The organism is Pseudidiomarina sp. (assembly GCF_048267825.1).
In the GTDB taxonomy this organism is placed as follows: domain Bacteria; phylum Pseudomonadota; class Gammaproteobacteria; order Enterobacterales; family Alteromonadaceae; genus Pseudidiomarina.
Genome location: NZ_JBLWWR010000005.1, coordinates 51309 through 64610, shown reverse-complemented (window position 1 = coordinate 64610; position 13302 = coordinate 51309). Strand labels below are relative to the sequence as shown.

15 protein-coding genes are annotated in these 13302 nt (G+C 50.9%); 10 read left to right on the top strand and 5 right to left on the bottom strand.

Translation table 11 applies throughout. The annotated features are described in order from the left end of the window. The first annotated feature begins 5 nt into the window (after nucleotides 1-5). The 4 genes from hslV (at nucleotide 6) to ACN0UN_RS05970 (ending at nucleotide 3503) form a co-directional block, all read left to right on the top strand. The gene (gene hslV / locus ACN0UN_RS05985; RefSeq protein WP_417659184.1) at nucleotides 6-542 is read left to right on the top strand and encodes an ATP-dependent protease subunit HslV; all 537 of its coding nucleotides are present in this window, start codon (nucleotides 6-8) and stop codon (nucleotides 540-542) included. Next, complete coding sequence (hslU, locus tag ACN0UN_RS05980; protein ID WP_339880463.1) at nucleotides 535-1872, top strand: HslU--HslV peptidase ATPase subunit; 1338 nt, start codon at nucleotides 535-537, stop codon at nucleotides 1870-1872. Before hslV ends, hslU begins: the two co-directional genes overlap by 8 nt. 92 nt (nucleotides 1873-1964) lie before the next feature. Then, nucleotides 1965-2450, top strand: a complete 486-nt coding sequence (rraA, locus tag ACN0UN_RS05975; protein ID WP_417659183.1) for a ribonuclease E activity regulator RraA — start codon at nucleotides 1965-1967, stop codon at nucleotides 2448-2450. Between the two features lie 6 nt (nucleotides 2451-2456). Further along, nucleotides 2457-3503 carry a formimidoylglutamase gene (locus ACN0UN_RS05970; RefSeq protein ID WP_417659182.1) on the top strand — a complete coding sequence of 349 codons (1047 nt, stop codon included), beginning with the start codon at nucleotides 2457-2459 and terminating at the stop codon, nucleotides 3501-3503. On the opposite strand, the gene hutI is transcribed toward ACN0UN_RS05970, so the two are convergent. Then, on the bottom strand, nucleotides 3485-4678 hold the full coding sequence (gene hutI, locus ACN0UN_RS05965) for an imidazolonepropionase (protein ID WP_417659259.1): 1194 nt from the start codon (nucleotides 4676-4678) through the stop codon (nucleotides 3485-3487). The two genes, ACN0UN_RS05970 and hutI, sit on opposite strands and share 19 nt — an antisense overlap. A 126-nt stretch (nucleotides 4679-4804) precedes the next feature. Here hutI and hutC point away from each other — a divergent pair, with 126 nt between their 5' ends. Genes hutC through hutH form a run of 3 tightly spaced genes read left to right on the top strand, consistent with a single transcriptional unit; the run spans nucleotide 4805 to nucleotide 8742 of the window. Beyond that, nucleotides 4805-5503, top strand: coding sequence for a histidine utilization repressor (gene hutC, locus ACN0UN_RS05960; protein ID WP_417659181.1), 699 nt, complete (start codon nucleotides 4805-4807; stop codon nucleotides 5501-5503). Nucleotides 5504-5524: 21 nt separating this feature from the next. Beyond that, a complete protein-coding gene (hutU, locus tag ACN0UN_RS05955; protein ID WP_417659180.1) occupies nucleotides 5525-7201 on the top strand; it encodes a urocanate hydratase in 1677 nt (558 codons plus the stop codon). Next, entirely contained in the window at nucleotides 7201-8742 is a 1542-nt protein-coding gene (gene hutH, locus ACN0UN_RS05950) for a histidine ammonia-lyase (RefSeq protein WP_417659179.1), read from the top strand. The genes hutU and hutH overlap by 1 nt, the downstream gene beginning before the upstream one ends. Here the strand turns inward: hutH and ACN0UN_RS05945 are convergent. From ACN0UN_RS05945 to ACN0UN_RS05930, 4 genes are read right to left on the bottom strand one after another with little or no spacing between them, the layout of a single operon-like run. After that, nucleotides 8739-8987, bottom strand: coding sequence for a TraR/DksA family transcriptional regulator (locus tag ACN0UN_RS05945; protein ID WP_417659178.1), 249 nt, complete (start codon nucleotides 8985-8987; stop codon nucleotides 8739-8741). The two genes, hutH and ACN0UN_RS05945, sit on opposite strands and share 4 nt — an antisense overlap. 13 nt (nucleotides 8988-9000) lie before the next feature. After that, nucleotides 9001-9906, bottom strand: coding sequence for a YiiD C-terminal domain-containing protein (locus ACN0UN_RS05940; protein WP_417659177.1), 906 nt, complete (start codon nucleotides 9904-9906; stop codon nucleotides 9001-9003). Nucleotides 9907-9908: 2 nt separating this feature from the next. Continuing rightward, complete coding sequence (dtd, locus tag ACN0UN_RS05935; protein WP_417659176.1) at nucleotides 9909-10358, bottom strand: D-aminoacyl-tRNA deacylase; 450 nt, start codon at nucleotides 10356-10358, stop codon at nucleotides 9909-9911. Next, nucleotides 10355-11251, bottom strand: coding sequence for a virulence factor BrkB family protein (locus ACN0UN_RS05930; protein WP_417659175.1), 897 nt, complete (start codon nucleotides 11249-11251; stop codon nucleotides 10355-10357). The genes dtd and ACN0UN_RS05930 overlap by 4 nt, the downstream gene beginning before the upstream one ends. A gap of 133 nt (nucleotides 11252-11384) precedes the next feature. On the opposite strand from ACN0UN_RS05930, the gene ACN0UN_RS05925 reads away from it, so the two are divergent. Genes ACN0UN_RS05925 through ACN0UN_RS05915 form a run of 3 tightly spaced genes read left to right on the top strand, consistent with a single transcriptional unit; the run spans nucleotide 11385 to nucleotide 13302 of the window. Further along, nucleotides 11385-12077 (top strand): SDR family NAD(P)-dependent oxidoreductase, encoded by a 693-nt coding sequence (locus tag ACN0UN_RS05925; protein ID WP_417659174.1) that lies wholly within the window; start codon nucleotides 11385-11387, stop codon nucleotides 12075-12077. 59 nt (nucleotides 12078-12136) lie between these two features. After that, complete coding sequence (locus tag ACN0UN_RS05920) at nucleotides 12137-12790, top strand: DUF2959 domain-containing protein (protein WP_417659173.1); 654 nt, start codon at nucleotides 12137-12139, stop codon at nucleotides 12788-12790. Beyond that, entirely contained in the window at nucleotides 12790-13302 is a 513-nt protein-coding gene (locus ACN0UN_RS05915) for an NADPH-dependent FMN reductase (protein WP_417659172.1), read from the top strand. The genes ACN0UN_RS05920 and ACN0UN_RS05915 overlap by 1 nt, the downstream gene beginning before the upstream one ends.

The following is a 13302-nucleotide window of genomic DNA, read 5'->3' as shown; positions in this document are numbered from 1 at the left end:
TATTTGTGACTACTATCGTATCTGTCCGTCGCGGTGACAAAGTTGTCATCGGTGGCGATGGCCAAGTTTCACTTGGCAACACTGTCATGAAAGGCAATGCACGTAAGGTGCGCCGCCTATATAACAACCAAGTATTAGCCGGGTTTGCCGGTGGTACTGCGGATGCCTTCACCTTATTCGAACGTTTTGAAAAGAAACTTGAAGCGCACCAAGGCAACTTGATGCGGGCCGCGGTGGAATTAGCTAAAGACTGGCGCACTGATCGCGCCTTGCGCCGACTTGAAGCGTTATTAGCCGTGGCTGATAAACACACTTCCCTAATCATTACCGGTAATGGCGACGTGGTGCAGCCCGAAAATGATCTGATAGCGATTGGTTCAGGTGGCCCTTTTGCCCAAGCTGCAGCAACGGCATTATTGGAAAACACCGATTTAAGCGCACGTGAGATTGTTGAAAAAGCCCTGACCATTGCGGGCGACATTTGTGTCTACACCAACAGTTTCCAAACTATTGAAGAACAGGAGTCAGTAAGTAATGTCTGATATGACCCCCCGTGAAATTGTTGATGAACTGAACCGCCACATTATTGGTCAGAACGACGCCAAAAAGGCCGTTGCCGTTGCGTTGCGCAACCGCTGGCGCAGAATGCAATTGAATGATGAATTGCGCCAGGAAGTAACACCAAAAAACATCTTGATGATTGGCCCAACCGGTGTGGGTAAAACGGAAATCGCCCGCCGCCTGGCGAAACTCGCTAACGCGCCATTCATTAAAGTAGAAGCCACGAAATTTACAGAAGTTGGCTATGTTGGTAAAGAAATTGAATCGATAATTCGTGATCTTACCGACACGGCGGTAAAGCAAACTCGCGAGCAGATGATGCAAAAAGTACGTCATCGAGCCGAAGATGCCGCCGAAGAACGTATTTTGGATGCCCTGTTGCCACCGGCTCAAAAAGCGGGTTGGGCAGACGAGCAAGATCAGCCGCGTGAACAGTCGAATACCCGCCAAGTGTTTCGCAAAAAACTGCGCGAAGGGCAGTTGGACGACAAAGAAATTGAAATAGAAATTAGTGCCGCTCAAATGGGCGTGGAGATTATGGCGCCGCCGGGCATGGAAGAAATGACCTCGCAATTGCAGAGCATGTTCCAAAATCTCGGTAGTGGCAAATCGAAGCCGAAGAAAATGAAAATCAAAGATGCATTTAAGCACTTGATTGAAGAAGAAGCGGGCAAAATGCTGAACCCAGAAGACATTAAGGAACAAGCGCTGCATTCGGTTGAGCAAAACGGCATCGTGTTTCTGGATGAAATTGATAAAATTTGTAAGCGTGGCGATGTGTCGGGCCCTGATGTGTCGCGTGAAGGTGTGCAACGTGACTTGCTGCCATTGGTGGAGGGCACCACGGTTTCAACCAAGCATGGCATGGTGAAAACCGACCACATTTTATTTATTGCTTCGGGCGCATTTCAGATGTCCAAACCCTCTGATTTGATTCCTGAGTTGCAAGGGCGACTGCCTATCCGCGTAGAGCTTCAAGCGTTAACCAGCGGTGATTTTGTGCGTATTCTGACCGAACCGAATGCGTCATTGACCACCCAATATAAGGCGTTAATGGACACTGAAGGGGTTGGCGTAGAGTTTACCCGTGACGGAATTGAACGAATTGCAGAAATAGCGTTTCAGGTAAATGAAACCACCGAAAACATTGGTGCGCGTCGTTTACACACGGTGCTTGAGCGACTAATGGAAGAAATTTCATTTAATGCCAGTGACTTACAAGGCCAACAGATAGAAATTGACGGGGCCTATGTGGACCGTTATTTAGGCGAACTTGCACAAGACGAAGACCTCAGTCGGTTTATTTTGTAATCGCTTGCGCCGCGTCGCTTTTGCAGTTGCGCATAAGGGGCTATACTGTGGCTTAACATTCAAGACGTTAAGTCACAGTATGGAGTACGGCAATGGAATACAACACGTCAGAACTTTGCGACTTATACCCTGACATGGTCGATGTGGTTGAACCGATGTTCATCCATTACGGCGGTCGGGTTTCGTTCGGCGGTCAGTTAGTCACCGTGAAGTGCTTCGAAGACAAAGGCATCATTGAAGAAGTGGTGCAGCAGCAAGGTACCGGCAAAGTATTGTTAATCGATGGTGGCGGTTCAACCCGTCGTGCTTTGGTTGACATTGCGGTCGCTGACTTAGCGTTTGAAAACGACTGGGAAGGCATCATTTGCTACGGTGCCGTGCGTGACGTTGACGCGATTGACGAGCTCGATTTAGGCGTTATGGCGATTGCGTCAATTCCGGTTGGCGCAGCCAATGATGGCATTGGTGAAGTGGACCTTGCGGTAAACTTTGGTGGTGTAACCTTCCTACCCGAAGACCATTTGTATGCGGACAGTACGGGTATCATTATTTCCCCAGAGCCGCTTGATATTGAATAACCTGTTATGTTTCTAACACCTATCGATTCCGCTGCGTGGGTAACCCCACGTAGCGGCGAGGTTCGCCTCGGTCAAACCGTCAATTGTCTACCTGAAATCGCTGATATCCACGCGTATCACCAAGCTATCCAGCAGGCGTGGGAGAATGGTCAACGCATTGCCATCGTGGGCGTGCCCGAATCCATTGGGCCGCGCGCCAATTTAGGCCGTGGCGGCGCTGAACATGCGTTTTCTGCGGCTCTAAAGGGGTTGCTGGCACTGCAATCGAACCCAATGATTGCTGACCATGAACTGTTGATGGTCGGCCAGGTGCAGTGCGACGATTTGCAACAGCAGGGTGACGCACTTCGTAACACCGACAGCGGTGAGTTAGCGTTGCTACGCGAACTCTGTGAGCGCTTAGATCAGCGGGTCAGCCAAGTGCTATTGCCACTGTTTGAAGGCGGTTTTGATGTGATACTTATCGGTGGCGGGCATAACAATGCATACCCGTTGCTTACTGCTTTGCAACAAGCATCCGGCGAACCGGTTGGTGCCGTGAATCTTGACCCGCATGCTGATTTTCGCGCTCGCGAAGGTCGTCACAGTGGTAACGGCTTTAGCTATGCCTACGTGGACGGTGCCTTGGCGCACTATCATGTGGTGGGCTTGCATGAAGGGAAAAATAACGCCGAAAGTTTAAAACAATTGGTTGATGCAGAATTTACCTATCGCAGCGTACACGAACTCTATTGCACTGATTGGGCCTTAGAGCTTGAGGCAACCGCGGCAAAAGCCGAAGCCTGGCATGTACCGCTCGGCATTGAAATTGATGTCGACGCGCTACACGGTGTTCCTGCTAGTGCGATAAACTTTAATGGGTTACCGGTGGCAAATGCGTATAGCTTAGTCGAGAAACTCGCGAGTCTGCCGCGCACCCGCTATCTGCATTTGGCCGAAGCAGCACCGAGCTTGCACCCGGCCGGCCGCGAAGCCGGCGATATGGCGTGCGCTCAATTGCTGAGTGAGTTAGTACTTGCTTATCTGCATGGGTTTCAGCGCCGCGCACCTTGATGCCAGCATGCCGCCAATGGATTGGTTCCAAACTGATAGGTAAGCGCAGCCGGGTCATCCACATTCCACAAACACAAATCAGCGCGCAAGCCTTCGCGTAACTGGCCACGATCATTCAGCCCAAGCGCCTTTGCCGCGTTTACGGTTACGCCACGCAAACATTCTTCCGGTGTCATTCGGAACAAGGTTGCGGCCATCTGCAACATTAACTGCAGGCTTAGAATTGGCGACGTGCCCGGGTTTGCATCTGTCGAAACCGCAATAGGTACACCGTGTTCACGCAAAAGCGCAAGCGGCGGCTGCTTGGTTTCACGTAAGAAATAAAACGCGCCAGGTAACAAAACAGCCACTGTGCCTGCAGCAGCCATTGCTTTTACCCCAGCTTCATCAAGGTACTCTAAATGATCACACGAAAGCGCCTGATAGCTTGCCGCAAGCGCGCTGCCGTGCTGGTTGCTTAATTGTTCCGCATGTAACTTAACGGGCAGATTGGCGGCTTTTGCTGCTTGGAATACACGCTCTGTTTGTGCAGTGCTGAACCCAACCGATTCACAAAATGCATCAACAGCATCCGCTAAGCCTTCTTTGGCAAGCGTTGGAATGATGCAATTGACCACCTCATCAATGTACGCATCAGCGCGGTCTTTGAATTCTGGGGGAACGGCATGGGCTGCTAACAGCGTGGTTGCAACACTTATGGGGTGTTGCACTGCAAGTTGCCGTGCTGCACGCAATTGTTTGCGCTCGTCAGCAAGACTAAGGCCGTAGCCTGATTTTATTTCAACGGTTGTGACGCCTTCGCGCATCAGGGCTTTTAGTCGCGGCTCGGTCACTGCCACTAATTGTTGCTCAGTGGCAGCACGCGTTGCGCGTACGGTTGCCGCGATGCCACCGCCTTGCGCGGCAATATCGGCATAGCTGACACCATGCAAGCGTTGCGCGAATTCATCGGCACGCGAGCCGGCCCAGACTAAGTGCGTGTGGCAATCAATCAAGCCTGGGGTCAGCAACCCGCCGTTCCCATCAATCTGTTCGGCCTGTGGGTATTCGGGCGCCGCAACACGTGAACCGACGTAATGAATCTGGTTGTGATCAAAAACCACCACACCATCATCAATGAGCCCGTAACCGTCGTCTGTCATGGTAGCGAGGCGCACGTTGTGAATGCGCTGCAAAGGCATTGTCATAAAAAATATCCCCGCGACTACTTGTATATACAATTCAACATGCCTACACTTTAGCACAATCTAAGAACTCTCGACAGTATGTACGCGACAGCGCCACTTGCAGTGAGGATCGCCATGAAATTTTCCAAAATAAAGCAGCATCTTTATAGCAAAATTGCCACCGGGGAATGGCCGGAAAATCATCCGGTAAGCTCTGAGAATGCCCTAGCAACGCAATTTAAAGTAAGTCGTATGACGGCTCGCCGCGCGTTGCAAGAACTCGCCGATGAAGGGCTAGTGATTCGAAGCAAGGGTTCTGGCACTTATGTTGCGCCGCTTAAATCACAAACCTCGTTTATGGCAATTCGCAATATTGCAGACGAAATTCGCGCCCGTAACCATGATTACGTTGCCCATGTGCATGTGCTGAAACAAGTGCCAGCCAGTTTACAGGTCGCCGAACAACTGGGGCTGGAGCCTGATAGTCCGGTGTTCTATTCGGTAATAACCCATTTTGAAAATGGCTTGGCGGTGCAGGTTGAAGAGCGTTATGTGAACCCAGCCGTGGCTGCCGATTATTTGCGCCAGGATTTTACCTATATTACCCCTCATGAATACTTAAGTGCTTCGGCACCACTTACCGAAGCGAGTCATCAAATTGAAGCAGTTACCCCAAGCGCGCAAGTTTGTGAGTGGCTGGACTTAGCCAAGCCTGAGCCATGTTTGCGAATTATTCGCCGAACCTGGAGTGATGCGGGCGTGGTGACCTACGCAATTCTAACCCACCCAGGCTCACGCTTTGTGCTGGGCGGGCATTTAACATTTAAGCCATAAGCAGTAAGGATGGAAAAGTTTATGAGTTTTACGCGTTTAGATAAAAGTAGAAAAATTCGTGCCGATCACGGCAGCAAACTCACGACTGCCAATTGGCAGATTGAAGCTGCAAAGCGCATGCTTATGAATAATCTCGACGATGACGTTGCGGAGCACCCGCAAGCTTTGGTTGTGTATGGCGGCATTGGCCGCGCAGCACGCAGCTGGGAAGCCTATGACAAGATTGTTGAAGTATTAGAACGCCTGAAACCGACCGAAACGCTGTTGGTGCAGTCGGGTAAGCCGGTCGGCGTGTTCCCAACGCATGAAGACGCGCCGCGAGTACTGATAGCAAATTCAAACCTTGTGCCACAGTGGGCAAACTGGGAACATTTTAACGAACTCGATAAGCAAGGCCTGATGATGTACGGCCAAATGACAGCGGGTTCGTGGATATACATTGGCTCGCAAGGCATTGTGCAGGGTACTTATGAAACCTTTGTCTCGGTGGCGCGCCAACATTTCAATGGCGACACGAAAGGCCGTTGGATTGTCACCGGTGGTTTAGGCGGTATGGGGGGTGCGCAGCCGTTGGCAGCAACTATGGCTGGCTACAGTATGTTGGCCGTGGAAGTGGACGAAACACGCATCGATTTTCGTTTACGTACCCGCTACCTTGATCATAAAGCGACCTCATTGGATGAAGCACTCGCGTTGCTCGAGCAGGCTCGTAGCGAAGGTCGCGCGATTTCAGTTGGGCTACTCGGCAACGCTGCTGATGTGTTTGCCGAACTGGTTAAACGGGGCGTAACCCCAGATGTTGTAACCGACCAAACCTCAGCACATGACCCGCTGCACGGCTACCTACCCCAAGGTTGGAGTCTTGCAGATTATCAAGCGCGTCAGGAAACCGATGCAGCAGCTACGGTGAAGGCCGCAAAAGAGTCGATGGCCGTGCAAGTGCGCGCGATGTTAACCCTGCAAGAACGTGGCGCAGCTACGCTGGACTATGGCAACAACATTCGCCAAATGGCAAAAGATGTGGGTGTCGAAAATGCCTTTGACTTCCCGGGCTTCGTGCCAGCCTATATTCGTCCGTTGTTCTGTGAAGGCATAGGGCCGTTTCGTTGGGTGGCGCTGTCCGGTGACCCAGAAGACATCTATAAAACCGATGCCAAAGTAAAAGAATTGATTCCCGACGACCCACATTTGCATAACTGGCTGGACATGGCGCGCGCGCGTATTAGCTTTCAGGGGTTACCGGCACGTATTTGCTGGATTGGTTTAAAAGACCGCGCGCGCCTTGCCCGCGCCTTCAACCAAATGGTTAAAAACGGCGAACTTAAAGCGCCTATCGTCATTGGCCGCGATCATCTTGATTCTGGTTCCGTTGCCAGCCCGAACCGCGAAACCGAAAGCATGTTGGACGGTTCTGACGCAGTGTCTGACTGGCCATTATTAAACGCGCTGCTGAATACTGCAGGCGGGGCTACGTGGGTAAGTTTGCACCATGGTGGCGGTGTTGGCATGGGCTACTCGCAACATTCCGGTGTGGTAATTGTTGCAGATGGCACTGACGCCGCAGACAAGCGGCTAAGCCGAGTGCTTTGGAATGACCCCGGTACTGGGGTGATGCGTCATGCCGACGCTGGTTATGAAATTGCACAAAACTGCGCACGTGAACAAGGTTTGGACTTACCAATGTTGGAGGGCAAGTAATGAGCGACGTATTTGAATTACAACCCGGTACTTTGTCACTTGGCCAACTCCGTCAATGGTGGCAACAGCCCTACCAGTTGAGTTTGCACAATGACGCCGATGCAGTCATTACTCGCTCGCAGCAAACGGTTGCGAACGTGCTTGCTACGGGCAAAGTGGTGTATGGCATTAATACCGGTTTTGGCTTGCTGGCCAACACGCGTATTCCACCAGAAAAACTTGAAGATTTGCAGCGGCGCATTGTGCTGTCGCATGCCGCGGGTACTCAAGAGCTCATGAGCGATACCGTTGTGCGGCTCATGTTGTTACTGAAAATTAATTCGCTTAGCCGCGGTTTCTCCGGTGTGCGGCGCGAAGTTATCGATGCGCTTACCAACTTACTTAACCATGAAGTGTACCCGTGTGTGCCAAGTAAAGGCTCGGTCGGTGCGTCCGGTGATTTGGCGCCACTTGCGCACTTGGTGTTGCCATTGCTTGGTGAAGGCGAAGTGCGCGTTGGCGGTAAAATTTACCCGGCCGTGGAAGGCATGGCTAAAGCCGGTTTGAAACCGCTGGCGGCGCTCGCGCCAAAAGAAGGCTTGGCACTGCTCAATGGTACGCAAGCATCCACGGCGTTAGCGCTGCATGGCTTGTTCCAAATTGAGCGAGTGTTCAATGCCGCTTTAGTAACGGGAGCGATGGCGGTGGAAGCCGCAATGGGGTCTCGGTCACCGTTCGACGCCCGCATTCATGCCGTACGCGGACAGCCGGGTCAAATCGCTGTAGCGCAAACCTTCCGTAATTTGCTGGGTGAAAGCTCGGAGATTGGTGCCAACCACAAGAACTGTGAAAAGGTACAAGACCCATACTCACTGCGTTGTCAGCCACAAGTAATGGGTGCGGTGTTTGACCAGATGCAGCACGCCAGCAAAATACTGGTGCGTGAAGCCAATGGCGTTACCGACAATCCATTAGTATTCAGTGACAATGGTGACATCATTTCAGGTGGTAACTTCCACGCTGAACCGGTGGCCATGGCGGCCGATATTTTGGCCATTGCAGCCAGTGAAATTGGTGCGTTGTCGGAGCGCCGCAGTGCGCTGCTTATCGATCACCATTTGAGCAACTTGCCACCATTTTTGGTGAACGACGGTGGTGTGAATTCAGGCTTTATGCTGGCGCAAGTTACCGCAGCAGCGCTTGCTTCAGAGAATAAAACTTTAGCGCACCCTGCGTCTGTGGACAGTTTACCCACGTCTGCGAACCAGGAAGATCACGTGTCGATGGCAACTTTTGCCGCGCGTCGGTTGACCGACATTGCGCATAATATTCGCGACATTGTTGCTATTGAGCTCCTGGAAGCTTCACAAGCACTTGATTTCCGCCGCCCACTAACCGCTGCTGCAGCCATTGAAGAGGCACATGTACGGGTGCGTGCGCAAGTTAGCTTTTACGATCAAGATCGTTATTTTGCGCCGGATATCAAAGCGATAGCTGATTTGATTGAGCAAGGTGGTTTACACAACCTTGTGCAGGAAGGGGCAGTGCTTGAGGACGCTTAAGCGTCCTCTTCTTCGTCTTTCAGTGCTTGGCAGTCAACACATAAAGCCACTTCAGGTTTAGCGGCCAAACGTGCGGCGGAAATTTCTTCGCCGCATTCCACGCAATACCCATATTCACCGCTGCGCATGCGTTGCAAAGCGGCTTCGCAATGGTCAGCGCGGCGGGTGCCGACTTGTTCCGTCACGATGGTTTCAAGCTTACTGCGAATACGTAACAACTGCTGGGCGGATAAAGAATCACTCATGTTAACGTCCTTCTTATTTTTCGTTTTTGGCTAGCACAACAAACTGGCCAGTAAATTCGGCGACTGGTTTATCTCCGTCAAATACTTGTGACTTTAGGGTAACCCGCGCATTTCTTCCCATAGTGAGTGCCGATAAATCGCCGGTCATTGCGGACAAACGCGCTACTGCGCGTGGTTCACGACTTACGGGTTTATGGTAGTGAATTTGCCCATCGGCTAATACCACTGCGCCTTCAAGCTGGCGCTCGCGCAATTGTAAATGCAGTAACCCCCAGCACGTCAAGGTGGCAAGCGAATAAATACTGCCAGCAAACATGGTGCCGTGCACATTGATATTGCGCGACAAAGTGGCCGTTGTTTCAAAATCACGCCCGGTGTACTGGGTAATACGAATGCCCATGGTTTCAGAAATTGGAATTTCTTCGTGCCACGTTTTTTGCAGTTCAGCACACCAGCTGGGCCGATAAATAATGCGGTTAAATTCAGTCAGCGTTTTACGCAGTTGGTGTTCCGCTTGTGGGTTTTTGACGCGATCGCCTTCTTCCACCACTTCATAACCGCACTTGATATAGAACCCTAACGTGTTGTCGCGTGAGTTAATAACAATGTGTTTAGCGCCTTCTGCGCGCGCCACCTTTTCCAGTTCATAAACAATTGCTACGCCATGGCCTTCGCCACGGTGTTCGGGCGCTGAAGCCATAAAGCGAATCTGGCCTTCATCAGGGCTGTTAAAGTGCAAGCGGCCTACCGCAACGGCGTGACCCGCACTGTTTACTACCATGCGATGAATGCCTACCTGATCATATTCGTCTTGCTCTGAACCGCGGGGCCGCTGAAAAGGCTCGCGCAGCACACGCCAGCGTAAATCATAATAGGTTGCAAACTGTTCCGGGGTTTCCGGTGCGATAACACGATACATGTTCAGCCCTTGTGAGTTGAATGCAACATAAAGGTGACGGGGCCGTCGTTAACCAGCGAGACCGCCATATCAGCGCCAAACTCGCCGGTAGCGGTCGTTATTCCTTGTTGTTGCAGTGCGTTAACAAACGCACGATAAAGTGGTTCAGCTTGGTCTGGAGGCGCAGCTGACGAGAAACTTGGGCGACGCCCCGAATTGGTATCGGCGGCTAAGGTAAATTGTGATACCACCAATACGCCACCGGCAATATCGTGCACACTCAAATTCATTTTGTCATCGGCATCGGCAAACACGCGATAGCTTGCGACTTTCGTTGCCAGCTTGGTTGCATCGTCTAAACCGTCGTCGCGTTCAATGCCCAGTAAGACCAATAGCCCCTGCTGTATTTCACCCACGCGCTTCGCATCAATTGTCACCGATGCTTCGCTAACGCGTTGAATCAATGCTTTCATTCAGTGCCTTCTTTAATTTGCTCTTCACCCGTTTCTGGCGGGTCAAAAAATTCTTCAATACTGGCAGTTAATTCGGCGCCAAGTAACACGATATTCCAGGACACAAAAATCCACAGTAGCAAAATTGGAATAACCGACAAAGCACCATAAATGGCTTGATAACTTGGGAACGCCGTAATGTATGCGGCGAAGCCACTTTTGCTGAGTTCAAACAGAATTGCCGCCAGCAACGCACCCCAAAAGGCATGTTTGGCGCGCACTATACGGTTTGGCATCATGATGTACAACAGCATAAAGGCAACTAACGAGGTCATCAGGGGCACAATACTTAACAACGTGGTACGCAAACCCGACACGTATTCTTCGGCCGCAGCGGTTAATGAAATCACGTAGGACGTAACTGCCATGCCTGAGCCCATTAACAGCGGGCCAAGGGTAAGAATCATCCAATATACAGCCAAGGCCACAACCATGCGGCGGCGTTTGTGATTGCGCCAGATGCGGTTCATGGTGGCATCAATGGTGCTAATTAAGTTCACCGCGACCACAATTACAAAAATCACCCCAACAGTGGTCATTTTCGAAACATTGGTGACAAACTGATCAAGGTATTCGCTGATCACTTCACCCGAGGTAGGTAGTAAATTGGCAAATAATAATTTTTCGAGTTCTTCTTTGAGCTGCTCAAACATGGGAAACGCAGAAAACACTGAGAACATCACCACCAGCAACGGTACCAATGCCAGCATGCTAACAAAGGTCAAATGCCCGGCAACAATGGTTACACGATCATCCAAGCAGCGTTTGCCGTAATATTTTAAAAAGCGCCAAGCCTTGCGAGCACGTTCTAACCAACGCTCTTGTGCTGACTGTACCGGAGATTCTTCGGTCATCGTATCCTCATTTTGGTGCAACCTATGCCACCACTATAATCCCAAACCCTGCAAATTGCGTAAACAACATACCTTGTTCTAATTTGTTAGCCAATAAAGGATTGCTTCAGCAACACCCTTTAGGAGACGTGTCATGCAGGTATTAGTGATTGGTGCGGGCGGTGGTTTGGGTCAGGCCCTTGTGCGTTATTACGCAGATCAGGGCGCCACAGTGCAGGCAATAAGCAGGCAGCACATGAGCGACCAGCCGGGCCAGTGGTTCGCATTGGCTGATTATAGTATGGCGAGTTTGCAGGCTATTCGTCCGCAGTTGAAGCAACCTGATGTGGTGATTAGCACACTCGGAGTTTTGCACACCAGCGAATTTATGCCAGAAAAGCGCCTTGCAGACGTTAATTTGGAGCAGTTGGAGCACACTTTTCATGTTAACGCGGTATTGCCGATTCTACTGTTGCAGCAATTGTTGCCGGTGTTACCGAATAAAGCGCCGTGTGTTTGGGCGCAGCTTAGCGCCAAAGTTGGTAGCACCACTGACAACTACCTGGGTGGTTGGTATAGCTACCGTGCCAGTAAAGCAGCTTTGAATATGCTGCTTAAAACAGCCTCTATTGAATTAAAGCGAACCCATAAGCAGTTATGTATTGCCGCAATTCATCCGGGTACCACCGACACCCAGTTATCGAAACCCTTTCAACAACGTTTGCCAGCTGGGAAGTTGTATACGTCAGAGCAGTCGGCAGCGCGCATTGCAGCGGTTATTCATAACCTAACTGCTGAAAATTCAGGCGGATTTTGGCATTGGGATGGCTCGGCTTTACCCTATTAAGCTATACTGACCGCTGATAAGTTCAGGCACTGACCTGCAAAATAAGCGAAGGAGTGGTTATGCGAAAGCTATTAACCTTAGTGTGGGCACTTGCACTAGCCATGGCACTTACTGGTTGTCAAAGTGCTTACTACGGCGCCATGGAAAAAGTAGGCGTACACAAACGAGATATTTTAGTGGACCGGGTTGATGATGCGCGCGATGCACAGTCCGATGCTCAGGAAGAGTTTAAGTCCGCCCTGCAGCGCTTAGATGAGCTGTTGCAGTTCGATGGCGGCGAATTGGAGGCGCGCTACAACGCGCTCAATGACGACTACGAAAGCAGCAAAAGTGCGGCTGAGCGTGTGTATGATCGCATCGAAGCGATTGATGATGTTGCCCAAGCGCTGTTTGATGAATGGCAAGATGAACTGGAGCTGTACAGCAATGATGCAATGCGCCGCGAAAGTGAGCGTTCACTGCGCGCAACTGAGCGCCGTTACACCAGCTTGCTGCAAAGCATGGAACGCGCTGCTGCCACCATGGACCCCGTGTTGTCGAAACTGCAAGACAATGTGCTGTACTTAAAGCACAACTTAAATGCTAAAGCTGTGGATGCCATTCGCGGTGAATACCGCAGTTTAAGCAACGATGTTGACTTATTGATTCGTGAAATGGAAACCGCAATTCAAGAATCCAATGCCTTTATTGAAGCCATGCAGGAGGGATCGTAGTGAGTGTACTTATTTTAGCAGGAAGCAGCCGTACCGAATCACTCAATCGAAAATTGCAGCAACGCATTGCTGATGTCGCAGAAGCTGACGGCCGCGCATGTTATGTGTATGCCGCAGAAGAGTTGGATGCGCCGATTTATAACGGCGACGATGAACAGGAAAATGGCGTGCCGTCGAACACGCAAAAACTGGCAACGGCTATTTCCGATGCCACTAAAATTGTCATTGTGACACCGGAATACAACAGTTCGATTCCAGCACTGTTAAAAAATGCCATCGACTGGACCACGCGCTTAGAACAAAACCCTTGGGTTGGTAAAAATGTGTTGTTGGCCGGTGCTTCGCCGGGGCGGCTCGGTGCCATGCGCGCCATGACTCATCTGATGGTGGTTATGGGCGCTGTACAAAGTTGGGTGGCACCCATGTTTTTAAGTTGTCCACAGGCAAGCGCACAAGCCATTAACAACTTGGACGATGAACAAATTCGCGCGTTTTTGCGTCAGGGCGATTAA

Coding starts and splice junctions, on each gene's coding strand:
- ACN0UN_RS05925 (WP_417659174.1), top strand. CDS start 11,385: ATGCAGGTATTAGTGATTGGTGCGGGCGGTGGTTTGGGTCAGGCCCTT.
- rraA (WP_417659183.1), top strand. CDS start 1,965: ATGGAATACAACACGTCAGAACTTTGCGACTTATACCCTGACATGGTC.
- ACN0UN_RS05920 (WP_417659173.1), top strand. CDS start 12,137: ATGCGAAAGCTATTAACCTTAGTGTGGGCACTTGCACTAGCCATGGCA.
- hslU (WP_339880463.1), top strand. CDS start 535: ATGTCTGATATGACCCCCCGTGAAATTGTTGATGAACTGAACCGCCAC.
- dtd (WP_417659176.1), bottom strand. CDS start 10,358: ATGAAAGCATTGATTCAACGCGTTAGCGAAGCATCGGTGACAATTGAT.
- ACN0UN_RS05930 (WP_417659175.1), bottom strand. CDS start 11,251: ATGACCGAAGAATCTCCGGTACAGTCAGCACAAGAGCGTTGGTTAGAA.
- hutU (WP_417659180.1), top strand. CDS start 5,525: ATGAGTTTTACGCGTTTAGATAAAAGTAGAAAAATTCGTGCCGATCAC.
- ACN0UN_RS05970 (WP_417659182.1), top strand. CDS start 2,457: ATGTTTCTAACACCTATCGATTCCGCTGCGTGGGTAACCCCACGTAGC.
- hutC (WP_417659181.1), top strand. CDS start 4,805: ATGAAATTTTCCAAAATAAAGCAGCATCTTTATAGCAAAATTGCCACC.
- hutH (WP_417659179.1), top strand. CDS start 7,201: ATGAGCGACGTATTTGAATTACAACCCGGTACTTTGTCACTTGGCCAA.
- ACN0UN_RS05945 (WP_417659178.1), bottom strand. CDS start 8,987: ATGAGTGATTCTTTATCCGCCCAGCAGTTGTTACGTATTCGCAGTAAG.
- ACN0UN_RS05940 (WP_417659177.1), bottom strand. CDS start 9,906: ATGTATCGTGTTATCGCACCGGAAACCCCGGAACAGTTTGCAACCTAT.